This window comes from Curtobacterium sp. LFS084, from assembly GCF_047977705.1.
Taxonomy (GTDB): Bacteria; Actinomycetota; Actinomycetes; order Actinomycetales; family Microbacteriaceae; genus Curtobacterium.
The window spans coordinates 1-25410 of record NZ_JBFPFM010000007.1; the positions used below are offsets into that span (position 1 = coordinate 1).

Sequence of the window (25410 nt, forward strand, 5' to 3'; positions counted from 1 at the left end):
GCGCCGGGCGGCTGTCGCGGCCGTCGCGGCCGTCGCGGCCGTCGCGGTCCCGAGTCTCGCGTGGGCGGACACGTTCGCGGGCCCGCAGCCGCGAAACAGTCCGCCGAGCCGAGTCTCGCGCAGCCACTCCGCGCGCGCGTTTCGCGCTGAGCGACACCTCACGCGCCGGCGACCCCGTGAAGTGTCGGCCAGCGCGAAACCCCGCGAGCCCCGCCCCTGGGCGGCCCCGGCGCACCCCGAGTCTCGCGTGGGCGGACACCCTCGCGGGCCCGCAGCCGCGAAACAGTCCGCCGAGCCGAGTCTCGCGCAGCCACCCCGCGCGCGCGTTTCGCGCTGAGCGACACCTCACGCGCCCGCGGCCCCGTGAAGTGTCGGCCAGCGCGAAACCCCGCGAGCCCCACCATCGCGCAGCCCCGGCACCCCGAGTCTCGCGTGGGCGGACACCCTCGCGGGTCCGCAGCCGCGAAACAGTCCGCCGAGCCGAGTCTCGCGCCACCACCCCGCCCGCACGCCTGCCCGCCGGGGCCGGGCCGCGCCTCCTGGCCATCGCACCGGGCACGGGGTCCGTCCGTGCGTAACGAAACCGAATCGGTGATTGACACGCTTCAATCCGCATGGTTCCATTCCGATTGAAACGTTCTAAACAGCACCACCGGAAGCCGCACCGGCGCGGCGACCGGCACCGTTTCACCCGGGGTACCCCGCCCCGGCCTTACGAGGAGGTAAGGAATGTCAGCTCGTTCCCTGACCACCAGGTTGCTCGCCATCGGCGGCGCCACGGTCCTCATCGGCAGCCTGGCCGCCTGTTCGTCCGGCGGCTCGGCCGACACCGGCAGCAGCGGCGGCAAGGTGCAGATCAGCTACCTGGTCGACAACTCCACCGCCACCGCGGTGACCACCAAGGCACTCGTATCGGCATTCGAGAAGGCCAACCCGGACATCACCGTCAAGGTGGACACGAAGCCGCAGGGCACCGACGGCGACAACCTGGTCAAGACCCAGCTGTCGACCGGCGAGATGGACGACGTCTTCAACTACAACTCCGGCTCGCTGCTGCAGGCCCTGAACCCCGACAACACCCTCGTCGACCTGTCGAAGGAGAGCTGGGCGAAGGACGTCGACAAGCAGTTCGTCAAGGTGGTGAGCACCGACAAGGGCATGTACGGCGCCCCGTTCGGCACGAGCTTCGGCGGCGCCGTGATGTACAACAAGAAGGTCTACGAGGACCTCGGCCTGAGCGTCCCCACCACCTGGGACGAGTTCATCAGCAACAGCGAGAAGATCAAGGACGCCGGCAAGGTCGCCCCGATCATCCAGACCTACGGCGACACCTGGACGAGCCAGCTCTTCGTGCTCGGCGACTTCGCGAACATCACCGCGCAGCAGAGCAACTGGGCGACGCAGTACACGAAGAACAAGGAGTCCTACGCCAAGGAGCCGGCCCTCGCGGGCTTCGAGCACCTGGCCGAGGTGCAGGACAAGGGCCTGGTCAACAAGGACTTCGCCTCCGCCACCCAGGCGAACGGTCTGAAGATGCTCGCCGAGGGCACCGGGGCGCAGTACCCGATGCTCACCAACGCCATCTCGACGCTGCAGCAGGACAACCCGGACGCCGTCGACGACATCGGCGCCTTCGCCCTCCCCGCGCAGAACGCCGACGACACGAACCTCACCATCTGGGAGCCGAACGGCCTCTACATCCCCAAGACGACCACGGGCGACAAGCTCGCGGCCGCGAAGAAGTTCGTCGCCTTCGCGAACTCGTCCGAGGGCTGCAAGGTGCAGAACGACACCGGCACCCCCGGTGGCCCGTACGTGATCTCCACCTGCACCCTGCCGAGCTCGGTGCCGCCGATGCTGAGCGACCTGCAGAAGTACATCGACGACGGCAAGGCCACGCCGGCGCTCGAGTTCCTCTCGCCGATCAAGGGCCCGAACCTCGAGAAGATCTGCGTGCAGGTCGGCTCCGGGATCTCCAGCGCGGCCGTCGGTGCGAAGCAGTACGACCAGGACGTCGTGCAGCAGGCGCAGCAGCTCGGACTGAAGGGCTGGTGACCGGCGTGACCGCGACGCTCACGACGGCGGTCGCCCCGCCCGAGACCACGAAGGCGGGCCCCGGACCGGCACGCCGACGCATGCGCTCGTTCTACCCGGCGTGGTTCTTCATCCCGGCGATCGCGCTGTACGTCGTGTTCTTCGCGGTCCCGACCTTCGCGGGGTTCTACTTCTCGCTCACCCGCTGGACGCTGTTCGACCAGACCTTCATCGGCTTCGACAACTTCGTCCGGTTCTTCCAGGACCCGCAGCTCGTCTCCGGGTTCGTGCACACGTTCGAGTACGGGTTCGTGACGAGCGCGGCGAAGGTGGTCCTCGGACTCGCCCTCGCCCTGCTCCTCACGAGCCCGGTGCTCGGGCGCGGCTACCTCCGAGCGGTGGTGTTCTTCCCCGTGCTGGTGTCGACCATCGGCATCGGCATCACGTTCAAGGCGCTGATGGACCCCTTCCACGGCATCATCAACGGCGCGCTCGGCGCGGTCGGCCTCCCCACCCCCGGGTGGCTGACCGACCCGGCCCTCGCCCTCTGGAGCGTCGCCGCGGTGGACGTCTGGAAGGGCGTCGGCATCGCCACGCTCATCTTCATCGCGGGCATCGTGGCGATCCCGCAGGAGTACTTCGAGGCCGCCCGGGTCGACGGCGCGAGCTCGTGGTCGATCTTCCGGAACATCACGCTGCCGCTGTCGCGTCCGGCGATGGGGACGGTCATCATCCTGTCGCTCATCGGCGGCCTGCGGTCGTTCGACCTCATCTGGGCGATGACCGGCGGCGGCCCCGGGTTCACGAGCGACGTCATCGCGAGTGTGATCTACAAGCAGTACCAGGCCGGGTTCTACGGGTTGTCGACCGCGGGCAACGTCGTGTTGTTCGTCGTCGTGACCGCGATCATGGTGCCCATCTCGTGGCTGCTCAACCGCAAGGAGGCGGACCTGTGACCGCGATCACCACCAGCCGGCGCACCGGCTCCGCACCGAACCCCGTCGCCCGCCGACGGAACCGCCAGACGACCCGCAAGTGGGTCATCGGCATCATCGCGATCGTCGTCAGCTTCGTCGTGTTCCTCGTGCCGTTCGTCTTCGTCTTCCTGCAGGCCGCGAAGAGCCCGGCCGAGGCGAACCAGCTCGGCTTCACGCTGCCGACCCAGTGGCAGCTGTGGCAGAACCTGCAGGCCGTGTTCGCCACCGGGGAGAGCGGGATCGTCCGGGCGTTCCTGAACAGTGCCGTCCTCACCGTCGGCAGTGTCGTCATCATGGTGGTCTTCTCCGCCATGGTCGGCTACGTGCTGCAGCGTCGTCCGAGCAGGTGGAACGGCGTGATCAGCTTCTTCGTGCTCGCCGGCCTCATCGTCCCGCCCGCGATCGTCCCGACGATCTGGGTCCTGCAGGGACTCAACCTGTTCAAGACGATGGGCGGGATGATCCTCATCGAGGCGACCTTCGGCCTGTCGTTCTGCATCCTGCTCTTCCGGGCCTTCGTCGCGACGATCCCGAAGGAGCTCGACGAGGCCGCGGTGCTCGACGGCGCCGGTCCGATCCGCCTGTTCTTCGGGGTCGTCCTGCCGCTGCTCAAGCCCGTCATCATCACGGTCGTGCTCGTGCAGTCGGTGGCCGTGTTCAACGACTTCGCCAACCCGCTGTACTTCCTGCCCGGCTCCGAGAACGCCACGGTGCAGCAGACCCTCTACGCGTTCCAGAGCCAGTCGGTCAGTCAGCTGAACCTGCTCTTCACGGACGTGCTGCTCATCACGATCCCGCCGCTGATCCTCTACGTCTTCTTCAACCGTCAGATCGTCGCCGGCATGACCAGCGGCGCCGTCAAGGGCTGACGCCCACCGGCCTGGAGGCGCGACCCGCCTCCGCCACCCCGCCCACCCGGGCGGGGTTGCCGGACCCCAGACCCCGCACCGGTCGACGACGACCGGTCGCGTGAAAGGACACACCACATGACCGACTGGACCGCACCGTTCATCGCGAGCGACGCCGACCTCGCCAGCGCGCCGATCCTGCGCCGTGAGTTCACCCTCGACGACGCCCACGGTGCCGTGACGAGCGCGGCGCTCGACGTCAGCGCCCTCGGCGTCGTCGAGGCGTGGCTCGGCGGGCAGCGCGTCTCCGACCACCTGCTCGAACCGGGGTGGACGAGCTACGAGTGGCGCGTCCGCGTCGTCTCGCACGACGTCACCGCGCACCTCACCGGCACCGAGCCCGGCGGCGCCGCCGTCCTCGCGCTCGTGCTCGGCAAGGGCTGGGCCGCCGGACGCCTCGCGTGGGGCGGTGGCGGCGGCTGGTACGCCGACGAGGTCGCCGGGTTCGCCGAACTCCGCCTCACCTTCGCCGACGGCCACGAGCAGGTCATCGCGACCGACACCGACTGGCAGGCGCTGTCGAGCGCGATCACGGCCGACCAGCTCTACGACGGCGAGGACGTCGACGCCCGGATCGACGACACCGCGTGGAAGCACCCCGGGGCACCCGAGCACGCCAGCGGGGTGCACACCGTGGACCTCGGGGAGCGCGAACTCGTCGCGGACACCGTGCCGCCCGTGCGTCCGCTCGCCGAGATCGCCCCGGTCGAGGTCTGGACGAGCCCCGCCGGCGCCACGCTGGTCGACTTCGGCGTGAACCTGGTCGGCTGGGTCCGGGTGACCGCGTCCGGCCCGGCGGGGACGGTCCTGACCCTGCAGCACGCCGAGGTCCTCGAGCACGACGAGCTCGGCACGCGCCCCCTGCGCACCGCGAAGGCCACCGACCACTTCACCCTCAGCGGGGACGGCGAGGACGTCTTCGAGCCGCGCTTCACGTTCCACGGCTTCCGGTACGCCCAGGTCGACGGGTGGCCCGGCACGCTCGACGAACTCCGGACCGCCCTCACCGCGGTGCAGGTCGGGTCGGACCTGCCGAGGACGGGCACCTTCGCGTCGAGCCACGAGCTGCTGAACACGTTCCACGACAACGTGGTGCGCGGCATGCAGGGCAACTTCCTCAGCGTGCCGACGGACTGCCCGCAGCGCGACGAACGCCTCGGGTGGACCGGCGACATCGCGGCGTTCGCCCCGACGGCGTCGTACCTGTTCGACACGAGGGCCTTCCTCGGCGACTGGCTCCGGGACGTCTGGCTCGAGCAGCAGCACGCCGACGGCGTCATCCCGTTCGTCGTCCCGGACGTGCTGAAGTACTCCCCCGCCGAGGACTTCGGCACGCCCGACGCCACCGCCGTCTGGTCGGACGCCGGGGTCTGGGTGCCGTGGACGCTCTACCAGGCGTACGGCGACACCGCGGTGCTCGAGGAGCAGTTCCCGTCGATGGCCGCACACCTCCGGCGGATCCGCGACCACCTCTCCCCCGAGGACCTGTGGGACACCGTGTTCCAGTTCGGCGACTGGCTGGACCCGGACGCCCCGCCGGAGGACCCCGCGGCGGCGAAGGCCGACAAGGGCGTCGTCGCGACGATCTGCGCCTACCGGTCCGCCACCATCGCGGCGGACGCGGCCGTGCTCCTGGGGGGCCACGAGGCGGAAGCGAGCGAGTTCCGGGAACTCGCGTCGCGCCTCCAGGCCGGCTTCCGGACCCACTACCTGCAGGACGACGGTCGGATCCTGTCCGACTGCACGACCGTCTACACGCTGGCGATCGTCTTCGGGATCCTGACCGAGCAGGAGCGGGCCTCGGCCGGCGACCGTCTGTCTGCGCTCGTCGAGCGGTCCGGCTACCGGATCTCGACGGGCTTCGCCGGGACGCCGTTCATCACCGACGCGCTGACGCAGACCGGACACGTCGACGACGCGTACCGGCTGCTGCTGCAGACCGAGTGCCCCTCGTGGCTGTACCCGGTGACGATGGGCGCGACGACGGTGTGGGAGCGGTGGGACTCGATGCTGCCGGACGGCACCATCAACCCGGGGCAGATGACCTCGTTCAACCACTACGCCCTGGGTGCCGTGGCCGACTGGATGCACCGGGTGGTGGGCGGACTCGCGCCGCTCGAGCCCGGCTACGCGTCGGTGCTCGTCGCGCCGCAGCCGGGCGGTGGCCTGACGTGGGCGTCGACCTCGCTCGACACGGTGCACGGGCACGTCGCGGTGCGGTGGGAGCTCGTCGACGGGGAGCTCCTCGTGCGGGTCACGGTGCCGGAGGGCGTCACGGCCGTGGTCCGGTTGCCGGGCGTCGAAGACCAGCGGGTGTCGGCGGGCACGCACGAGCTGCGTGCGTCCGCTGCCGTGCCGGCCGCGTAGTGATGGGCACGGGGCGCGGCGGTCCCGCTCCGCCCCGTGTCGAACCACGTTCCCGACGTCGAACCAGCCGCACCGGCCGGTTCGATGTCGGAATCGTGGTTCGTCGCTCACCGCGGCTTGCGCGAACCCCGCGCAGGCCGTACCGTATGAAACGATTCAATCAGCCACGAGGAAGTGCACGATGACATCGACCCCGACCTTCGCCGGCATCGCCGACCAGCTCGCGCGCCAGGCGATCGAGCTGCCCAGCTGGGCGTTCGGCAACTCCGGCACCCGCTTCAAGGTGTTCGGGACGCCGGGCACCCCGCGCGACCCCTACGAGAAGATCGCCGACGCCGCACAGGTCCACCGGTACACCGGTCTCGCGCCGACCGTCGCACTCCACATCCCGTGGGACCTCGTCGACGACTTCGCCGACCTGAAGCGCCACGCTGAGGAGCACGGCGTCGCCCTCGGCACGGTCAACTCGAACACGTTCCAGGACGACGACTACAAGTTCGGCGCCCTGACCCACGTCGACGAGACGATCCGGCAGAAGGCGATCGACCACCACCTGCGCTGCATCGACGTGATGGACGCCACCGGCAGCCGCGACCTGAAGATCTGGCTCGCCGAGGGCTCGAACTACCCCGGGCAGGAGGACATGCGCAGTCGGCAGGACCGCCTGCACGAGAGCCTGTCGACGATCTACGACCGGCTCGGTCCGGACCAGCGCCTCGTGCTCGAGTACAAGTTCTTCGAGCCGTCGTTCTACCACACCGACGTCCCGGACTGGGGCACGAGCTACGTGCAGACGGCGGCGCTCGGCGACAAGGCGATGGTCTGCCTCGACACCGGGCACCACGCCCCCGGCACGAACATCGAGTTCATCGTCATGCAGCTGCTCCGGCTCGGGAAGCTCGGGTCGTTCGACTTCAACTCGCGCTTCTACGCCGACGACGACCTCATCGTCGGTGCGGCGGACCCGTTCCAGCTGTTCCGCATCCTGGTCGAGGTCATCCGCGGCGGCGGGTACGACAACCCGGACGTCGCCTTCATGCTCGACCAGTGCCACAACATCGAGGACAAGATCCCCGGGCAGATCCGCTCCGTGCTCAACGTGCAGGAGATGACGGCCCGGGCGCTGCTGCTCGACCGCGTCGCGCTCACCGCGGCGCAGGAAGCGCACGACGTCCTCGGCGCGAACGAGGTCTTCATGGACGCGTACCAGACCGACGTCCGGGCGGACCTCGCCGCGTGGCGCGAATCCCGCGGCCTACCGGCGAACCCGATGCGCGCCTACCTCGACTCCGGCTACCAGCGGCAGATCGCCGAGGACCGGGTCGGCGGCGTGCAGGCCGGCTGGGGCGCGTAGACACCATGACAAGCACAGGACTGGAGGCACGGGTGGACCCCGCACCGCACGCCACGTCCGCAGACGAGACGGTCACGGCGCTCATCGCGCGGTCGAACGCGCTCGGCTCGGATCCGCGGATCACGAACTACGCCGGCGGCAACACCTCCGCCAAGGGCACCGACACCGACCCGGTGACGGGCGAACCGGTGGAGCTGCTGTGGGTGAAGGGCTCCGGGGGTGACCTCGGCACCCTCACCCCGGCGGGCCTCGCGGTCCTCCGGGTCGACCGGGTCCGCGCGTTGCGGAACGTCTACCCCGGCGTCGACCGCGAGGACGAGATGGTCGCGGCGTTCGACCACACCCTGTTCGGCAAGGGCGGTGCCGCACCGTCGATCGACACCGCGATGCACGCACTCGTCGACGCCGCGCACGTGGACCACCTCCACCCCGACGCCGGCATCGCGATCGCGACCGCTGCGGACGGCCCGGCGCTGACCGAGCGGATCTTCGGCGACAGGGTCGTGTGGGTGCCGTGGCGCCGGCCGGGGTTCCAGCTCGGACTCGACATCGCGGCGATCCAGGAGCAGCACCCCGAGGCGATCGGCACGATCCTCGGCGGCCACGGCATCACCGCCTGGGGTTCCTCGTCCGGAGAAGCCGAAGCGAACTCCCGCTGGATCATCGACACCGCGGAGGCGTTCATCCGCGAGCACGGCCGGGACCAGCCCTTCGGCCCCGTCCGTCCGGGCTTCGACGCGCTGCCCGAGTCCGACCGCCGCGTCCGGGCGGCCGCCCTCGCCCCGACGATCCGCGGCATCGCCGGGCACGACAAGCCCGTCGTCGGCAGCTTCACCGACAGTGACGTCGTGCTCGACTTCCTCGCGTCGTCGCGGGCACCCGAGCTCGCAGCCCTCGGGACGAGCTGCCCGGACCACTTCCTCCGCACCAAGGTCAAGCCGCTCATCCTCGACCTGCCTGCCACCGCGAGCATCGACGAGACCCGAGAACGTCTGCACGAACTCCACGACGCCTACCGGGCCGACTACCAGGCGTACTACGACCGCCACGCCGACGAGACCAGCCCCGCGATCCGCGGCGCCGACCCGCTCATCGTGCTCGTGCCCGGCGTCGGGATGTTCTCGTACGGCAAGGACGCCCAGACCGCCCGGGTCGCCGGCGAGTTCTACGTCAACGCCATCAACGTCATGCGCGGCGCGGAGTCCCTCAGCTCCTACGCCCCGATCGACGAGGCCGAGAAGTTCCGCATCGAGTACTGGGCACTGGAGGAGGCCAAGCTGCAGCGCATGCCCGCCCCGGCGAAGCTGAGCACCCGGATCGCGCTCGTGACCGGTGCCGCGAGCGGCATCGGCAAGGCCATCGCGAAGCGCCTGGCGGCCGAGGGCGCGGCGGTCGTGATCGCGGATCTCGACCTGACGAAGGCCCAGGAAGCGGCCGCCGAGATCGGTGGCCCGGACCAGGCCATCGGCGTCGCGGCGAACGTGACGAGCTCCGCGGACATCGAGCGGGCGATCCAGCAAACCCTCCTGCACTTCGGCGGCCTCGACCTCGTCGTCAACAACGCCGGACTCTCGCTGAGCAAGAGCCTGCTCGAGACCACCGAGCAGGACTGGGACCTGCAGCACGACGTCATGGCGAAGGGATCGTTCCTGGTGTCCAAGGCCGCCGCGAAGGTCCTCATCGAGCAGGGCCTCGGCGGCGACATCGTGTACATCTCGTCGAAGAACTCGGTGTTCGCCGGCCCGAACAACATCGCCTACTCCGCCACCAAGGCCGACCAGGCGCACCAGGTCCGGCTGCTCGCGGCCGAGCTCGGCGAGCACGGCATCCGCGTCAACGGCATCAACCCCGACGGCGTCGTCCGCGGCTCGGGCATCTTCGCGTCGGGCTGGGGTGCCAACCGGGCGAAGACGTACGGCATCGACGAGCAGGACCTCGGGAAGTTCTACGCGCAGCGCACGATCCTGAAGCGCGAGGTCGTGCCCGAGAACGTCGCGAACGCCGTCTACGCCATCTGCACCGACGACTTCTCGCACACGACCGGACTGCACGTGCCCGTCGACGCCGGCGTCGCCGCGGCGTTCCTGAGGTAGTCACATGACGAACAGTGGCACCGTCGCCGCGGTCGACCTCGGCGCGACGAGCGGCCGGGTGATCCTCGGGCACGTCGACACCACCGGCGTCCGGATGGAGCACGTCGCCCGGTTCCCGAACGGTCCCGTCACCCTGCACGAGCACGACCGCGAGGCCCTGCACTGGGACGTCGTCGAGCTGTACCGGCAGGTGACCGAGGGACTCCGGCGGGCGTTCGCCGCGCACCCGGCGATCGCGAGCATCGGCATCGACTCGTGGGCGGTGGACTACGGCCTCCTGCGCGGCGGTCGGCTGCTCGGGCTGCCGTCCCACTACCGCGACGCACGGCACGAGCAGGGCGTCGCACCGGTGCACGAGCGGCTGGACGCCACCGCGCTGTACGCCCGGAACGGCCTGCAGCACCTGCCGTTCAACACCCTCTTCCAGTTCGCCGCCGACCCGTCCCTGCGCCTCGCGCAGCGCGCGCTGCTCGTGCCGGACCTCCTCGGGTACTGGCTGACCGGCATCGAGGCGGCCGAGCGGACGAACGCCTCGACGACCGGGCTCCTGAACGCGACCACCCGTGGGTGGGATCCGGCGTTGCGGGCTGCTGCGGGCCTCCCGAGCGGGCTCCTGCCCACGCTGCGCGACCCGGGCGACCGACTCGGTCCGCTGCTGCCCGCCGTCGCCGACGCTGTCGGCGGCACCGCGCCGGTCACGCTCGTCGGGTCCCACGACACGGCCTCGGCCGTCGTGGCCGTACCCGCCACGGATCCGGACTTCGCGTACATCTCGTCCGGCACCTGGTCGCTCGTCGGCGTCGAGCTCGACGCGCCCGTCCTGTCGGACGCGGCGCGCGAGGCCAACTGCACCAACGAGGGCGGCGTCGACGGCCGCGTCCGGTTCCTGAAGAACGTGTCCGGACTGTGGTTGCTCTCCGAGAGCGTGCGCACCTGGGAGCGAGGTGGCGACGCCGTCGACCTGGAGGCGCTCCTCGCCGCCGCCGCGGCCGTCACCGCCCCGGTCCCCGTCTTCGACGTCGCGGACGACGTGTTCACCGCGCCGGGCGACATGCCGGCACGGATCGCCGCCTGGTGCGGCGACCACGGGCTCGCCGCGCCCGCGTCGCGGGCCGAGACCGTGCGGTCGATCCTCGAGTCCCTGGCCACCGCGTACGCGGACACGCTCGACACGATCCGCAGCATCACCGGAAAAGACATCCGACAGGTGCACATCGTCGGCGGTGGATCGCAGAACCGGTTGCTCTGCCAGCTGACGGCCGACCGCACCGGGCTCCCGGTCCTGGCGGGCCCCGTCGAGGCCACCGCCCTCGGCAACGTCCTGGTCCAAGCGCGGGCGGTCGGGCTCGGCGGTCTCGGTGGGGCGTCGCTCGAGGCCCTGCGCGCGATGGTCGCCCGATCCGTCGACCCGGTGCGGTACTCCCCGCGATCCGCCCGCACCACCCCACAATCCCCTCCGAGACGTAGGATGTCTGTATGACCTCGATCGACGACCAGCACCGAGTCGACCCCGCGACGGGAGCCCCCGCGGCGACCCCCGGGACGCCGTCGAACCGGCGGACACCGATCAAGCGCCAGCTGCCGACGGTGCGCGACCTCGCGCCGCTCATGCAGTTCAAGAAGCCCTCGCTGCCGGGGCGGCGGCAGCGCCTCGAGTCGGCGTTGACGATCTGGGACCTGCGCGACATCGCCGCCCGGCGCACGCCGAAGGCCGCGTTCGACTACACCGAGGGCGCCGCCGAGGCCGAGATCTCCCTCGCCCGCGCCCGCCAGGCGTTCGAGGACATCGAGTTCACCCCGGCGATCCTGCGCGACGTGTCACGGGTCTCCACGACGCGGGACGTGCTCGGCGCGCCCACCGCGTACCCGTTCGGCATCGCCCCGACCGGCTTCACTCGGATGATGCAAACCGAGGGCGAGCGCGCCGGGGCCCGGGCCGCGGGACGCGCGGGCATCCCGTTCTCGCTCTCGACGATGGGCACCACCGCGATCGAGGACGTCCGCGACGCGAACCCGCACGGGCGGAACTGGTTCCAGCTCTACATGTGGAAGGACCGCGAGAAGTCCATGGCGCTGGTCTCCCGCGCCGAGAAGGCCGGGTTCGACACGCTGCTCGTCACGGTCGACGTCCCGGTCGCCGGGGCCCGCCTGCGGGACAAGCGCAACGGGTTCTCCATCCCGCCGCAGCTGAGCGCCCGCACCGTGCTGAACGCGATCCCCCGGCCGTGGTGGTGGTTCGACTTCCTGACCACGGAGCCGCTCGCGTTCGCGTCCCTGGACCGCTGGTCGGGCACCGTCGGGGAGCTGCTCGACCACATGTTCGACCCGACCGTCACGTACGAGGACCTGGAGTGGATCCGGTCGCAGTGGAAGGGCAAGGTCGTCGTCAAGGGCGTGCAGTCCCTGGCGGACGCGAAGCGCCTGGCGTCGATGGGCGTCGACGGGATCACGCTGTCCAACCACGGCGGCCGGCAGCTCGACCGCGCGCCCGTCCCGTTCCACCTGCTCCCCTCCGTGGTCAAGGAAGTCGGCATGGACACCGAGGTGCACCTCGACACGGGCATCATGTCCGGCGCGGACATCGTCGCCGCCGTGGCCCTCGGGGCGCGGTTCACGATGGTCGGGCGGGCGTACCTGTACGGCCTGATGGCCGGCGGCGAGGCCGGGGTCGACCGGATGATCCAGATCCTGTCCGAGCAGATCGAGCGCACGATGCGGCTGCTCGGGGTGGCGTCGCTCGACGAACTCGAACCGGGCCACGTGACGCAGTTGCAGCGGTTGATCCCGGTCCCGCGGGCCTGACCGGCGCGGCGGTCAGGCCGGCGGTCCGTCCGACGTGGCCGTTGTGGATGTCGAACCACGAATCCGACGTCGAACCGGGCGCTACCGCTGGTTCGACGTCGGATTCGTGGTTCGGCGCAGGTGTCGTGCCAGCGGGGTCAGCGAGGGTCGGAGCGGGTGCCCGGACGCAACGAGATCGTGACCTCGTCGGCCGGTCAGCCGTGGTCGGATGACCACATGCGGTGGGGTCGTGCGGTGACGGGGATGGTCGTGGTGCTGCTGGCCGGCGGGGTGCTCTCGGGATGCGGCGCGCAGGACGGGGCCGCCGCATCCTGCGCCGGGACCTCGATCGACCTCGGCGACTCGGACCTGCGCCCCGGCGGCACGGTCGACCTGCACGTCGACTGGCTCTACCGCGACTGCGAGGACACCGGTGGCACGTTCCGCGCGTCCGACGACGTCACGGTGACCATCACGCCCGCGTCGACCGGCGACCCGGTGCTGCTCGGACGTCCGACCCCGACGGGCGAGCAGTTCACGGTCGCCGGGCGCTTCGACCTGCCCGACGACCTGCCGGTCGGTGACGCCGTCCTCGACGTGAGCAGCCACGACGGCGAGGGGTCCGGCGCGAGCCTGCCGGTGACGATCAGCGCGGACGACGCCGGCTGACCGGCCGGCGCCCGAGCGGATGCCGGCGGTCCTCGACGCTGTCAGCACCGCCCGGCCGTCTCCGTCTCACCGCCACGTCTGGCGGACCAGCACGTCGAGCAGCCCGTCCGTCGGCGTGTTGGTCTGCGTCACCGAGATCCACGTGTCCCCCCGGACGAAGAACGTGTGGGTGGTCTCCAACCGGTCGCCGTAGTGGTCCGACGACTCGCTGTGCTGACAGGCCCGCCCACCGAGCCGGTCGGTGCACGTCCAACCCGCCCGTTCGTCCGCACCGAGCCGTTCGTCGAGGGTCGCCCCGGAGGTCGAACCCATCGCGAGGAAGAGGTTGTCGACCTCCTCCGTGCTGCCGGTCGCGGACCACCGGCAGACGAGGGCGGCGTCGGCGACGAACGGTTCCTCGGGGTCGACCCAGTAGGGCGGAGCGGTCTCGCCCGGCGCGACGGGGCGGATCTGCTCGGCCCGGAGCGACCCGAACAACCGCGCGGCGTCACCCGCCGGGACCGCCGCCGCGCACGAGCCCGGGATCGATGCCGCACCGCCCGCGGACGCCGGTGCGGAGGGCTCCGTGGTCGGCCGGATGGGAGCCGACGACGCGGTCCGGGCCGGCGGCGGCACGGCTGCCGGACCCGAGGCGCTCGGAGCCGGCGGCGCGGGGATCGGACTCGGGATCATCCCGAGCGCGACCGCTCCACTGGCGGTGCCGACACCGAGCAGCGCCAGGACGGCGACGGCGATCCCGACACGCTTGCGGACGGAGGCACGACGGGGTTCGGCGTCGAGGTGGGCGACGAAACGCTCGCGCATCCCGACGATCATCTGTTGCAGGTCGTCTCCGACCGGGGGTTCAGAGCTCATCGTGCGTCACCGCCTTCCTGATCCGGGCCCGCGATCGCGCGACCCGCTGTCGGACCGCTCCGACGCTCAGCCCGAGCGCGATCGCGGCTTCGGCGTACGAACGACCGTCGATGAGGCACAGCTCGCACACCTGTCGGTCGATCGGCGACAGTGCGTCGATCTCCGCCCTGACCCAGCGCAGCCGGTCACGGGCGTCGTCGTCCTCCACCGGAGCCGGCAGGTCGTCCGGCAGGTCGTCGCCCTGGTGCCTGCGGTGACTGCGGCGGAGGTTCGCCGCGTGGTTCCGGCTCACCACGAGCAGCCACGGCAGGATCGACTCGTCGGGGAGCTCGACGGTGCCCGCCCGTCGCCAGAGCGTCACGAACGTGTCCTGGACGACCTCCTCGACGTCCTGGCGCGACGGGACGAGCGCCCAGGCGTACCGGGTCACCGTCGCCACGTAGCGGTCGAAGAGCGCGACGCCCGCTGCCCGGTCGCCGTTCCCCGCTGCCCGGACCAGTGCGGCGTCCGGTTCTCGTGATCGGTCCATGACCACCCCCTTCACCCCAGCAGTGTCCGGACCGGTCCGATCGTCACAGCACGGCGGCCGCCGGGCGTGTCGTGAGCGCGAACGACAGCGGCGCCGCCCGGACCGCGTCGACCGCGTGCGCCACGGCGCCGATCACCACGACGTCGGCGCCGAGCGTCGACGCGACGATCTCGGGGACGGGGTCGAACCCCGCGCCGTCGAGCCAGACGCGTGCCCGCTCGATGACGGCGGCGGCGGGTTCGGCGATGGCGCCGGCCACGACGACGCGGTCGATGTCGAGCAGGCTCACGAGCAGGACGCAGACCCGCGCCAGCCGGTCCCCCAGGCGGTCGACGATGTCGAGGGCGACGGGGTCGCCGGCCCGTGCCGCGCGGAAGAGGACAGCGGGATCGGCGTCCGCCGTGAGGGGGCTGTCCGCCGGGACCGCATCCGCGGCGAGCGCCTCGGCGACGAGTCGACGTGCGGTGGCGCCGATGCCGTCGGACGAGCCGACGCCATCGACGAGGTCGAGCACGCGCATCTCCCCCGCGCCGCCGTGGGCACCGCGGAGCAGGACGCCGTCGACGACGAGCCCGCTGCCGAACCGCTCGCCGGAGAGCAGCGCCGCGAACGAGGCGTCGCCCGAGGACGGCCGTTCGGCGAGCGCGGCGAGGTTCGCGTCGTTCTCGACCACGACCAGGTGCCCCGGGACGGCATCGGCGAAGCCCGGGTTCATCCGGTCCCAGAACCCGCCGTCGCCGGGGGACGCACCGCCGGCGTCCACGGGCGCGGGGATGCCGACGACCGAGACGAGGACCCGGTCGTGGTCGACCCGGGCGTCGAGGAGTGCGGCCGCGACGGTCTCACCCACGACCCCGAGCCGGACCGGCACGTCGAGACCGGAGTCACCGAGGGTCCCTTCGGCGCGACCGAGCACCGTGCCGCGCACGTCGGCCACGAGCACGGTGACGCGGTGCTGCCCGGCGTCGATCCCGAGCACGACGCCGGCGGTGGTGTCGAGCTCGTACCGACGGGCCGGCCGGCCGATGCGGTACTCCCCCGCGGCGCGGGCGTCGTCGAGCTCGCGGACCCAGCCGAGGCGGACGAGTTCCTCGCACGCGGCCAGGACGGTGGAGCGGGTCAGCCCTGTGGCGTCGATCGCCTCGGTCGCGGTGAACGCCCGCACCGAGAAGGCGTACGCGAGCAGCGTCTCTGCGCTCGTTCCACGGGGTGGCGGCATGTCCGCACACTACCGCGGAACCAGTTCCTTGCGGAATTAGATTTTCTCGCTAGATTAAGTCGTGCGGGCGGCACCGGAGCCGGACCGCGAACCGGAACGGCAGGGACGCCGGGTCCGGACGGACGGAGACGACGTGCAGACACACGCCACCACCAGGAACGCCGCCGCGCTCAGCCGCCGCGGGTTCCTGCTCGGGGCGGGCGGCATCGGTGCGGGCCTGGCGCTCGCCGGCTGTGCCCCGCTCGGTTCCTCGAGCAGCCGCCCCGAGACGATCACCTTCTACGTGTCGAAGCCCGAGGTCATCGGCTACTTCGACGAGGTCATCGCCAAGTTCCACGACAGCCAGTCGAAGATCCGCGTCATCCGCGACTCGACGTCGAACATGTCCGCCAACTTCGTCCGGAACCGACCGCCGGACCTCGGCTGCCTGAACTACAACTACGCGATGGTCTCGTTCGTCGAGCACGGCGCCCTCTCGGACCTGTCGGACCTGCCGGAGAAGGACACGATCAACCCCGACCTGTGGCCGCTCATGAAGCAGACCGCGGACTACCCGGGTCGGACGAGCGTGCTGCCGTACTCGGTGACCGCGGCGTCGGTGATCTACAACAAGCAGATCTTCGCCGACCAGGGCATCGACGTGCCGACCACGTGGAGCGAGTTCCGCGACGTCTGCGAACGGCTCACCAAGGCCGGCATCACGCCGATGTACGGCACGTACAAGGACAACTGGACGATCGCCCAGGGCATGTTCGACTACTCGGTGGGCGGGATGCTCGACCTGCAGCAGACCTTCGCGGCACTCGACCGCGAGGGCACGAAGGTCGGCTCGGGTTCGAGCGTCTCGTTCGAGAAGGACTTCGCCGCACCGGTCGACCGCATGGTGGACCTCCTGCGGTGGCACCAGAAGGGCGCGGCGAGCCGCGGGTACGGCGACGGCAACCTCGCGTTCGCGCAGGGGAAGGCCGCGATGTACCTGCAGGGGCCGTGGGCGCTCGGCGAGATCGCGAAGTCGAACAAGGACATCGAGCTCGGCACGTTCCCGTTCCCGGCGACCGACGACGCCGCCGACAACAAGGTGCGCGTGAACGTCGACCTGGGCCTCTGGATCCCGGAGGCGTCCCGCAAGAAGGAGGCGGCGCGCGAGTTCCTGTCGTTCCTGATGAGCCCCGCCGTGAGCGACGAGTACAACGCCGACAACAACGGTTTCGGCGTCCGGAAGGACTCGCCGCCGGCGTCGAACCCGGCGCTCCGCGGCATGCAGGACTCGTACGACCAGGCGAACTTCTACCTGGGTGCCTCGCAGCTGATCCCCGCCGAGATCCCGGTGGCGAACTACCTGCAGTCCATCGCCTTCGGCGGTGCCCCCGCTCCCCAACTCCGCACCCTCGACGGCGACTGGGCGCGTCTCGCGCTCCGCACGGCCGCGTAAGGAGACGACCTTGGCCACCACGACCACAGAATCCGTCACGACGGCGGGCAGCCGCCGACGGGGCGGAGCCGCACCGCGCCTCCAGGCCGGACGAGGCGCCGGGCGCACGAAGCGCAGCCGGACCGACCCGCTCTTCCTCGTCTTCCTGATCCCCACCCTCCTGCTCTTCACGCTGGCGATCACGCTCCCCGCCGTGATGGGCATCGTGCTGAGCTTCACCGACTCCGTCGGGTTCGGTGACTTCCGGTTCATCGGCCTGACGAACTACGTCGCCGTGTTCAGCGACCCGGCGATCCTGCAGGCGTACCTGTTCACGATCGGGTTCTCGCTCGTCACGGTCCTCGTCGTGAACGCGGTCGCGTTCCTGCTCGCGATCGCCCTGACCTCGAAGATCCGCGGCAAGATCGCGCTCCGCGCCGTGTTCGTCCTGCCCATGGTGATCTCGGGCATCGTCATCGCCTACGTGTTCTCGTTCCTGTTCGCGAACAGCCTGCCGGCGCTCGCGACCACGCTCGGCTTCGCCCCGCTCGAACAGAGCATCCTCGCGAACCCGGACCTGGCCTGGGTCGCGGTCGTCGTCGTGACCGCCTGGCAGGCGATCCCGTCGACGCTGCTCATCTACATCGCCGGCGTGCTCTCGATCCCGGCCGAGGTGTACGAGGCGTCGGCCCTCGACGGCGCGAGCGCCTGGCGGCAGCTCGTGTCGATCACGGCGCCGCTCACCGCGGGCTACATCCTCATCAACCTCGTCATCGGGTTCAAGAACTTCCTGAACTCGTACGACATCATCGTCGGCCTCACCGACGGCGGCCCCGGCACCTCGACCACCAGCGTCGCGATGTCGATCTTCAAGGGCTTCAACGGCGGCGACTACGCCTACCAGATGGCGAACGCGACGATCTTCTTCGTCATCGCGGTGGTCATCGCCGTGATCCAGCTGCGGGCGACCCGCGGGAAGGCAGCGCTCTGATGACCATCCAGGCACCCCTCCAGCCGGGGACCACCGCCACCGGCACGATCCGCTCCGTCGACGCCGACCGGAACGCCGGCCGCCGCGGCGAGCGCTTCAACTGGCCGGTCACGGTCGTCCTCGTCCTCTGCGCCCTGTCCGTGCTCGTGCCGCTCTACGTGACGATCACGATGGCCTTCAAGACGACGAGCCAGGCGGTCGACGGCAACGCGTTCTCGCTGCCGGCGCCGTTCAGCGTCGACGGCTTCGTGCAGGCCTGGGAGCTCACGGACTTCCCGCGGGCGTTCGGCGTCTCCGTCCTCATCGCCGCGATCACGGTCGTCGGCACGATCCTGCTGGCGTCGTTCACGGCGTACGCGATCGCACGGAACTGGGAGCGCCGGCTGTTCCGCTGGTCGTTCTTCTACCTGCTCGCCGCGATGTTCCTGCCGTTCCCGGTGCTCGCGCTCTCGCAGGTGAAGCTCACCGGCTTGGCCCACCTGGACAACCCGATCGGCGTCGCGATCCTGCACGTCATGTTCCAGCTGTCGTTCAGCGTGCTGCTGTTCACCGCGTTCCTCCGCTCGATCCCCGCGGAGCTCGAGGAGAGCGCCAGGATCGACGGCGCGAGCACCGGCCAGGTGTTCTGGCGGCTCGTGTTCCCGCTGCTGGCACCGATGAGCGCCACGGTCGGCATCTTCGCGTTCCTCGCCTCGTGGAACGACTTCGTGATGCCGTCGCTGATCACCTCGAACCCGGCGCTGCAGACCCTGCCGGTGCTCCAGCAGATGTTCCAGACGCAGTTCAGCAACAACTACAACGTGTCGTTCGCCTCGTACCTCATGGCGATGGCACCGGCGATCATCGTCTACCTGTTCACGCAGCGCTGGGTGATGGCCGGGGTCACGCAGGGAGCCATCAAGTGACGAGCCCCGCCACGCACGCGCCCGCAGCCGCGCCCACACCGACCCGAGAGGACCCCCACCCCATGACCGACGTGCTCGAACCAGGAGTCCGGCCCGCACCGACCGCCACCGACGAGACCTGGTGGCGCCAGGCGAGCGTCTACCAGATCTACCCGCGGTCGTTCGCCGACGCGAACGGCGACGGCATCGGCGACCTCCCCGGCATCACCGCGAAGGTGCCGTACCTGGCGTCGCTCGGCATCGAGGCCGTCTGGCTCAGCCCGTTCTACCCGTCCGCCCTCGCCGACGGCGGCTACGACGTCGACGACTACCGCGACGTCGACCCGCGGCTCGGCACGCTCGACGACTTCGACGCGATGGTCGCGGCGCTGCACGGCGCCGGCATCCGGGTCATCGTCGACGTGGTGCCGAACCACACGAGCGACCGGCACGCGTGGTTCCGTGAGGCGCTGGCGTCCCCGAAGGGCAGCCCGGCACGCGACCGCTACGTGTTCCGCGACGGCACCGGACCGTCCGGAGAACAGGCCCCCGCGGACTGGGTGTCGATCTTCGGCGGCCCGGCGTGGACCGCGGTCGGCGACGGCCAGTGGTACCTGCACAACTTCGCGAAGGAGCAGCCCGACCTGAACTGGGCGAACCGCGAGGTCCGCGAGGACTTCCTGCACACCCTGCGCTTCTGGTCCGACCGCGGCGTGGACGGGTTCCGCATCGACGTGGCGCACGGGCTCGCGAAGGACCTGCCGGACGGGGAACTCCCCAGCTGGGCCGAGGTCCTCGCGTCCCCGAAGGACGGCTCGCACATCCTGTGGGACCGCGACGACGTGCACGAGATCTACGCCGAGTGGCGGAAGGTCTTCGACGAGTACACGCCCGCACGGACCGCGGTCGCCGAGGCGTGGGTCGCCGCCGACCGCCGCGCCCGGTACGCCAGCGCCGAGGGGCTCGGGCAGGCGTTCAACTTCGACCTGCTCGAGGCCGACTTCGACGCCGGCCAGTTCCGCAGCATCATCGAGTTCAACCTCGGTCTCGCCGAGCAGTCCGGCTCGTCGACCACGTGGGTCTTCTCGAACCACGACGTCGTCCGGCACGCCACCCGCTACGCGCTCCCCGCCCGCAACGGTGCGGAGGAGAAGCAGGGCTCGGCGTGGCTGCTCGCCGGCGGTTCGCAGGACGCGCTCGACCGCGCGCTCGGCCTGCGCCGTGCCACCGCGGCGACGCTCCTCGAGCTCGCGCTGCCCGGTTCGGCGTACCTGTACCAGGGCGAGGAGCTCGGGCTGCAGGAGGTCGGCGACATCCCCGACGCCGACCGCCAGGACCCCGCGTTCTTCCGGAACCCGGGCGTCGACGTGGGCCGCGACGGCTGCCGCGTGCCGCTCCCGTGGACCCGCTCGGGTGAGAGCTTCGGCTTCGGTGCCGGTGGGTCGCACCTGCCGCAGCCGGCCTGGTTCGGCGAGGTGTCGGTCGAGGCGGAGGACGCCGACCCGGACTCGACGCTGCACCTCTACCGGAAGGCGCTCGGCCTGCGTGGGCAGCTGCAGTCCGAGGAGCACCTCGAGTGGCTCGAGACCGGCCGCGACGACGTCCTCGCGTTCCGTCGCCCGAACGGGTGGACGAGCGTGACGGTGTTCGGCGACGAGCCCTACGACCTCCCTGCCGGCGAGCTGCTGCTCGCCTCCGCGCCGGTGGCAGACGGCGCACTGTCGGGTGTGGGGACGGCCTGGTTGCGTTCCTGACGGAACCAGGTGACGGACGGGAGGCGCGGTGCGGTCAGGCACCGCGCCTCCAGTCCGTCGGCCGGTCGCGACAGCGTTCGTCGTCCGGCAGCCCGCCGGGCGGTCTCAGGCGTACCTGGCGGAATCGGGCGTACCTGGTCGTCTTGTTCGACCAGGTACGCCCGTTTCCGCATCCCATCGCGACTGTTCTGGGAAGGAACGACCGGTAGGGTCGCCGCATGAGCGGGGCGACCATCAGCGTGCGGGACTTCGTGATGCGGTTCGGGGACCGGAACGTGGTCGACGGCCTGTCGTTCGACATCGCCCCCGGTGAGACCTTCGGCCTGCTCGGCAGCAACGGCTCCGGCAAGACGACCACCATCCGTGCCCTGCTCGGCATCACCACGCCGACCGCCGGCACGCTGACGATCGACGGCGAGCCCTACCGGCCCGCGACCGGCGGCATCGGCTACCTGCCCGAGGAACGCGGGCTCTACCGCAAGGAGTCCGTCATCGACGTGATGACGTACTTCGGGCGGCTCCGCGGCCTGCGCGGCCCGGAGGCGACCGCGTGGAGCATGGACTACCTCGCCCGCGTCGGGCTGGCCGACCGCGCGAAGCTCCGCGTGGACAAGCTCTCCGGCGGGCAGCAGCAGAAGGTGCAGCTCGGCATCACGATCATGGACCGGCCGCGGCTGCTCATCCTCGACGAGCCGACCAAGGGCCTCGACCCGGTGAACCGCCGGCTGCTCCTCGACCTCGTCGACGAGCGGAAGGCCGACGGCGCGACGGTCGTCCTCGTGACCCACCACATGGACGAGGTCGAACGGCTCTGCGATCGCATCCTCCTCCTGAAGGACGGCACCGCGGCGGCCTACGGCACCATCCCGGACGTGCAGGACGCCTTCGGCGGCGCGGTCGCCCGGGTGGGACTCGACGGCCCCGTCCCGCCGTCGCCGCTCTACCGGCTCGCCCGGCACGAGGGGCACATCGCCTACCTCGTGCCGACCCCCGCTGCGGCGGCGGACGGCTCGGACGTGCTCGCGTCGCTCGTCTCGGCCGGCGTGCACGTCACCGGGTTCGAGATGCGCCGCATCCCGCTCGACGAGATCTTCGTCCAGGTGTACGGCCACGACGCGGGCTCCGACGCCGCTGCCGAGGCCGCGCGGGCCGGAGCGGCCGCGTGAGCCGCCTGGGGACCGTGATCCGGTTCGAGTTCGTCCGTGCGGTGAAGAAGCCCGCATTCTGGATCGGCACGCTCGCGCTGCCGGTCGTCATCGTCGTCGTCTCCCTGCTCGTCGGGGTCGGGCAGAGCGCCGGCACCGACTCGGTCGTGTCGAGTTCGTCCGCCACGAAGACGCCGTTCCGGTACGTCGACGAGTCGGGGCTGGTGTCCGAACGTGTGGCGGCGCGGTGGGGCGGATCGCCCTCGACCGACCCCGCTGCTGACCGGGCCGCGGTGCGCGCGGGCTCCCTCGACGCGTTCATCACCTTCCCGGCATCCCCGTCGACCTCGCCGATCCGTGTGGAGGGCGCCGACCGCGGGCTCTTCGGCAACGGCGGGTACTCGTCGCTGGCCGAGCGGGTGCTCGAGCAGAGCGTCGCCCAGGCCGTCGACGACCCGGAGTCCGTCGAGCTCCTGCGCAACCCACCGGCCACCGATCTGACGACCTACGCCGACGGTGCGGTCGCCCCCGGGTGGTTGTCGATCGTGCCGCCGTTCCTCTACGTCGCGGCGTTCTTCGGACTCGTCATCCTGCTCGCGACCCGCATGGTGACGGTGGTGGTCGAGGAGAAGGAGAACCGCATCTCCGAGATGATCCTGACCACCGTGACCGCCGGGGACCTCATCCGCGGCAAGGTCATCGCGATGCTGCTCGTCGGGTTCGTCCAGGTGGGGGTCTTCGTGGTCCCGGGGTTGATCGGGCTGCTCGTCGCGCTCCCCCTCGTGGCGTCACGGCTCGGCGGACTGGCGATCGACCCCTGGCGGATGGTGGTCGGTGCGCTGCTCCTGGTCGGCGGGGTCCTGCTCGCCTCGGCCCTCTTCGTCGTCGTCGGCGCTGCGGTGCCGTCGATCAAGGACGCCTCGGCGCTGCAGTCGGTGGCGATCTTCTCGCTGATCATCCCGCTCTACGCGGCGTTCTTCGTGATGACGACGCCGACGTCGCCGGTCGCGTCGTTCTTCACGTACTTCCCGACGTTCACGCCGATCACCGCGATGGTCCGGAACGCGGTCGGCTCGCTCACCGTCGCCGAGTCGGTGGTCTGCATCGTCGAGGTGTTCGTGGTCGCGGCGGTGCTGCTGTGGTTCGCCGAGTACCTGTTCCGGCACTCGGTCGCCCAGTACGGGTCGAAGGTGACGCTCCGGCAGATCGCATCGTGGCGGCGACGGGGCCGACCGGCACGCTGAGCACCGGCGGCGGGAGGCCACCGGAGCCGCTCAGGCGGACGACGGGACGGCTCAGGCCGACGACGGGACGGCTCAGGCCGACGTCTGGGCGACTCGGGCCGACGACGAGAGCACGGTCACGGCCGGCCGCATGGGTACGACCGTCGCCTGCGAGTCCTCGAGGTCCCACGCGGGGACCTCACGCTCCTGCCATCCGCGGCGCAGCGTCCGGACCGCTCGGTCGTACTCGACGAGGACGTCGATGTACGGGCGGACGAGCATCTGGATCTGCAGCCCCTGGTAGAGCGCCACGAGCTGGGTGGCCGCCTGGTCCGCCGGGATCGCCGACTGCTCGACGTCGGCGTCGAAGTCGCGCTGGAGTCCGGCCGCGAGCTGGGCGACGTAGTCGTCGTAGCGCTTGCGGAAGAGTTCGGCGAAGCCCGTCTCGGCCCCGGCGATGTTGACGACACCTGCGAGGACGCGGACGAGCCCCGGATCCGCGACGTCCTCGGCCAGGGTCATGCGGACGTACTCGATGGTGCACCGGGGCGCGCAGCTGCGTCGGGTGCCGCGGAGCTGGACCCAGCGGTCGTACGTCACGAGGAGCAGGGCGTCCCAGGTCGGGAACACGCGCTCGACGGCGTCGAGCGGGAGCCGGGCGGTCTCGGCGACGACCGCGGCGTCGACCTGGTCGAACGGGTGGAGCCGGTAGGCGCGGATGGCGCCACGGACGATCCGCTCGGCGAGCGACTGTTCGTCCTCGAGAGCCGCCACGTGAAGTTCTGTCATTCAGCCATCCCAGCGGAATCCCGAACAGGTGTCTGCAACCCGTGCGGGGGGCGTCGCGCAATCCGGACACGGCCGGACGCGGCCGGACACGGCCGGACACGGCCGGACTCGGCCGGACCCGAGGTCAGCCGACCGTGACGGCCGCCGCCGGGGGCCGCGTCCGCTGTCGCATCCAGACGAAGAACCCGGCCAGCGTGAAGACCCCGTAGAACACGTACATGAGCCCGGAGGCGTAGTACCCGGCCGAGAAGAGCAGCGGCACGCCGACCAGGTCGACCGCGACCCAGATGAGCCAGAACTCCACCCAGCCCTTCGCCATGCCGTAGGTCGCGAGCAGCGAGCCGACGAAGATCCAGGCGTCGCTCCACACCGGCTCGTACGAGCCGAGGGCTCGGAACACCGGGGTCAGCACGGCGGTGCCGCCCACCAGCGCGAGGACGAGCATTGCGCGGGCGCGCCAGGAGGCCCAGCGCGGCTCGATCACGGTCGTCACGTCCTCGGGGCGGTGCGTCCAGCGGTACCAGCCGTAGACGCTGACGATGATGAACATCACCTGGCGACCGGCCTGACCGAGCAGGTTCACCGGGTTGGGGGTGTCGAAGAGCGCCCCCATGAAGACGGTGAAGAGCAGGGCGTTGCCGACGATGCCGACCGGCCAGGCCCAGACCCTGCGGCGCATCCCACCGAGGGCGCTGAGCAAGCCGAACACGTTGCCGATCACCTCGCGCCAGAGCACGGTCTGGTCGCCGATGACGAGCTGCGCGTCGAACAGCCACCGCACGATGCCCATGGGGCCCTCCTCGTTTCCGGACGGTGCAACGGCCGCACGGCACCCGGCATTCCGGGCGGCCGGTCGACGGGGTGTGGCGGGGGCGACCACCCGACTACGCTCGGGTGCCGTGACGGACGGCGTGGAACGGGCGAGGGCGCTGCTCGACGACGCCGCCCGACGACTCCGCGACGCCGACGTCCCCGACGAGGCCCTCGGCGAGTACGTCGAACCGAGGGCGTTGCTCGGCATCCGGCGTGACCCCACCATCCGCTCCCTCGGCCGGGTCTGGCGCGTCGGTGCCCTGCTGCTCGGGTCCTCGCCCGAGACCGACGGCCGGGTCTGGGCGACCGGTCGGATCACGCGCGTGACCGAGCCCGGTCGCTCGCAGTTCGTGTCGGTCTCCGCCGAGGTCCGTCGCGCGTACCGGGCGGCGGCGCAGAAGGGGCACTTCGAGCCGGGCGACACCGTGAACCACGGGGCGACACCGATCCCCCTCGACGGCTCGCTCGTCGGCTCGGACGGGGTGCTCGTCATAGCGGACGGGGTCCCCGCCGTCCGCTGGTCCCCCACCGCGGGCACCACCGTCCCCCTCGAGGCCTACCTGGCCGACCGCGTCGGCCTGCTGCTCGACCCGCCGCCGGGCGCCACCGACTGA

The 25410-nt window shown here is 71.0% G+C and carries 21 protein-coding genes; 16 read left to right on the plus strand and 5 right to left on the minus strand.

The genetic code is table 11. From position 1 onward, the window contains the following. Positions 1 to 729: 729 nt before the first annotated feature. The 9 genes from ACNQOV_RS06160 to ACNQOV_RS06200 all read left to right on the plus strand — a co-directional run bounded on the left by ACNQOV_RS06160 (position 730) and on the right by ACNQOV_RS06200 (position 13183). A complete protein-coding gene (locus ACNQOV_RS06160; protein WP_416393804.1) occupies positions 730 to 2055 on the plus strand; it encodes an ABC transporter substrate-binding protein in 1326 nt (441 codons plus the stop codon). A gap of 80 nt (positions 2056 to 2135) precedes the next feature. Beyond that, entirely contained in the window at positions 2136 to 2990 is an 855-nt protein-coding gene (locus tag ACNQOV_RS06165; protein WP_083857841.1) for a carbohydrate ABC transporter permease, read from the plus strand. 5 nt (positions 2991 to 2995) lie between these two features. Further along, complete coding sequence (locus tag ACNQOV_RS06170; protein WP_416393891.1) at positions 2996 to 3880, plus strand: carbohydrate ABC transporter permease; 885 nt, start codon at positions 2996 to 2998, stop codon at positions 3878 to 3880. A gap of 117 nt (positions 3881 to 3997) precedes the next feature. Then, complete coding sequence (locus tag ACNQOV_RS06175) at positions 3998 to 6286, plus strand: family 78 glycoside hydrolase catalytic domain (protein WP_416393805.1); 2289 nt, start codon at positions 3998 to 4000, stop codon at positions 6284 to 6286. A gap of 181 nt (positions 6287 to 6467) precedes the next feature. Beyond that, positions 6468 to 7640 (plus strand): L-rhamnose isomerase, encoded by a 1173-nt coding sequence (gene rhaI, locus ACNQOV_RS06180; protein ID WP_416393806.1) that lies wholly within the window; start codon positions 6468 to 6470, stop codon positions 7638 to 7640. Between the two features lie 5 nt (positions 7641 to 7645). Beyond that, the gene (locus ACNQOV_RS06185) at positions 7646 to 9733 is read left to right on the plus strand and encodes a bifunctional aldolase/short-chain dehydrogenase (RefSeq protein WP_416393808.1); all 2088 of its coding nucleotides are present in this window, start codon (positions 7646 to 7648) and stop codon (positions 9731 to 9733) included. Between the two features lie 4 nt (positions 9734 to 9737). Then, positions 9738 to 11213 (plus strand): rhamnulokinase, encoded by a 1476-nt coding sequence (locus tag ACNQOV_RS06190; protein WP_416393809.1) that lies wholly within the window; start codon positions 9738 to 9740, stop codon positions 11211 to 11213. A gap of 128 nt (positions 11214 to 11341) precedes the next feature. Next, a complete protein-coding gene (locus tag ACNQOV_RS06195) occupies positions 11342 to 12535 on the plus strand; it encodes an alpha-hydroxy acid oxidase (protein ID WP_416393892.1) in 1194 nt (397 codons plus the stop codon). A 156-nt stretch (positions 12536 to 12691) separates the two neighbouring features. Continuing rightward, positions 12692 to 13183 (plus strand): hypothetical protein, encoded by a 492-nt coding sequence (locus ACNQOV_RS06200; RefSeq protein WP_416393810.1) that lies wholly within the window; start codon positions 12692 to 12694, stop codon positions 13181 to 13183. Between the two features lie 66 nt (positions 13184 to 13249). Here the strand turns inward: ACNQOV_RS06200 and ACNQOV_RS06205 are convergent, their stop codons facing one another. The 3 genes from ACNQOV_RS06205 to ACNQOV_RS06215 are packed head-to-tail and all read right to left on the minus strand — an operon-like array spanning position 13250 to position 15786. Beyond that, positions 13250 to 14038, minus strand: coding sequence for a hypothetical protein (locus ACNQOV_RS06205; RefSeq protein ID WP_416393811.1), 789 nt, complete (start codon positions 14036 to 14038; stop codon positions 13250 to 13252). Continuing rightward, positions 14028 to 14567: an RNA polymerase sigma factor gene (locus ACNQOV_RS06210; RefSeq protein WP_402269054.1), complete on the minus strand. Its 540-nt coding sequence runs from the start codon at positions 14565 to 14567 to the stop codon at positions 14028 to 14030. The genes ACNQOV_RS06205 and ACNQOV_RS06210 overlap by 11 nt, the downstream gene beginning before the upstream one ends. Positions 14568 to 14610: 43 nt before the next feature. Beyond that, positions 14611 to 15786, minus strand: coding sequence for an ROK family protein (locus ACNQOV_RS06215; RefSeq protein WP_416393812.1), 1176 nt, complete (start codon positions 15784 to 15786; stop codon positions 14611 to 14613). A gap of 133 nt (positions 15787 to 15919) precedes the next feature. Between ACNQOV_RS06215 and ACNQOV_RS06220 the strand changes: the two genes are divergently transcribed. From ACNQOV_RS06220 to ACNQOV_RS06245, 6 genes are all read left to right on the plus strand, one after another. Next, the gene (locus tag ACNQOV_RS06220) at positions 15920 to 17218 is read left to right on the plus strand and encodes an ABC transporter substrate-binding protein (RefSeq protein WP_416393813.1); all 1299 of its coding nucleotides are present in this window, start codon (positions 15920 to 15922) and stop codon (positions 17216 to 17218) included. Between the two features lie 10 nt (positions 17219 to 17228). Then, entirely contained in the window at positions 17229 to 18188 is a 960-nt protein-coding gene (locus tag ACNQOV_RS06225; RefSeq protein ID WP_402269048.1) for a carbohydrate ABC transporter permease, read from the plus strand. Then, on the plus strand, positions 18188 to 19093 hold the full coding sequence (locus ACNQOV_RS06230; protein ID WP_022905243.1) for a carbohydrate ABC transporter permease: 906 nt from the start codon (positions 18188 to 18190) through the stop codon (positions 19091 to 19093). The genes ACNQOV_RS06225 and ACNQOV_RS06230 overlap by 1 nt, the downstream gene beginning before the upstream one ends. A 62-nt stretch (positions 19094 to 19155) precedes the next feature. Beyond that, positions 19156 to 20826 carry a glycoside hydrolase family 13 protein gene (locus ACNQOV_RS06235; protein WP_416393814.1) on the plus strand — a complete coding sequence of 557 codons (1671 nt, stop codon included), beginning with the start codon at positions 19156 to 19158 and terminating at the stop codon, positions 20824 to 20826. A gap of 218 nt (positions 20827 to 21044) precedes the next feature. After that, positions 21045 to 21992, plus strand: coding sequence for an ABC transporter ATP-binding protein (locus ACNQOV_RS06240; protein ID WP_416393815.1), 948 nt, complete (start codon positions 21045 to 21047; stop codon positions 21990 to 21992). Next, entirely contained in the window at positions 21989 to 23215 is a 1227-nt protein-coding gene (locus tag ACNQOV_RS06245) for an ABC transporter permease (protein ID WP_416393816.1), read from the plus strand. The genes ACNQOV_RS06240 and ACNQOV_RS06245 overlap by 4 nt, the downstream gene beginning before the upstream one ends. A gap of 72 nt (positions 23216 to 23287) precedes the next feature. Here the strand turns inward: ACNQOV_RS06245 and ACNQOV_RS06250 are convergent, their stop codons facing one another. Continuing rightward, the gene (locus ACNQOV_RS06250; protein WP_148286804.1) at positions 23288 to 23983 is read right to left on the minus strand and encodes a TetR family transcriptional regulator C-terminal domain-containing protein; all 696 of its coding nucleotides are present in this window, start codon (positions 23981 to 23983) and stop codon (positions 23288 to 23290) included. Positions 23984 to 24107: 124 nt separating this feature from the next. Continuing rightward, positions 24108 to 24773 (minus strand): nicotinamide riboside transporter PnuC, encoded by a 666-nt coding sequence (gene pnuC / locus ACNQOV_RS06255; protein WP_416393818.1) that lies wholly within the window; start codon positions 24771 to 24773, stop codon positions 24108 to 24110. A gap of 109 nt (positions 24774 to 24882) precedes the next feature. On the opposite strand from pnuC, the gene ACNQOV_RS06260 reads away from it, so the two are divergent. Continuing rightward, positions 24883 to 25410 carry a hypothetical protein gene (locus ACNQOV_RS06260; RefSeq protein WP_416393819.1) on the plus strand — a complete coding sequence of 176 codons (528 nt, stop codon included), beginning with the start codon at positions 24883 to 24885 and terminating at the stop codon, positions 25408 to 25410.